This is a genomic window from Pseudomonas sp. 2822-17, assembly GCF_002742485.1.
GTDB lineage: Bacteria > Pseudomonadota > Gammaproteobacteria > Pseudomonadales > Pseudomonadaceae > Aquipseudomonas > Aquipseudomonas cyclaminis.
This window is the reverse complement of the sequence record NZ_LJRZ01000933.1, coordinates 1-235: the sequence shown is the minus strand read 5'-3', so window position 1 is coordinate 235 and position 235 is coordinate 1. Positions and strand designations below refer to the sequence as shown.

The following is a 235-nucleotide window of genomic DNA, read 5'->3' as shown; positions in this document are numbered from 1 at the left end:
GTTTCCACTGTTTAAATTCTTTTGTTTCAAGCATCGGCTTTGCTCCACCAGGTCCCTCTTCAGCAGGCTGAAACACAAAAAGAAGATCATCATTCGGTTGATTTTTCGAAAAATAAGTAAGGACTCCTAAAGCAATGCTCATGTGTAGATCGTGTCCACAAGCATGCATCATTCCATCGTGGTTAGACAAAAAAGGTAAACCAGTCTCTTCTGTCATTGGAAGACCATCCATATC

1 protein-coding gene is annotated in these 235 nt (G+C 40.9%); it reads right to left on the bottom strand.

All coding sequences use genetic code 11. The annotated features are described in order from the left end of the window. On the bottom strand, positions 1–217 hold a 217-nt coding region (locus tag AOA60_RS31340), incomplete at its 3' end, for a M20/M25/M40 family metallo-hydrolase (RefSeq protein WP_256592910.1). Between the last annotated feature and the right edge of the window lie 18 nt (positions 218–235).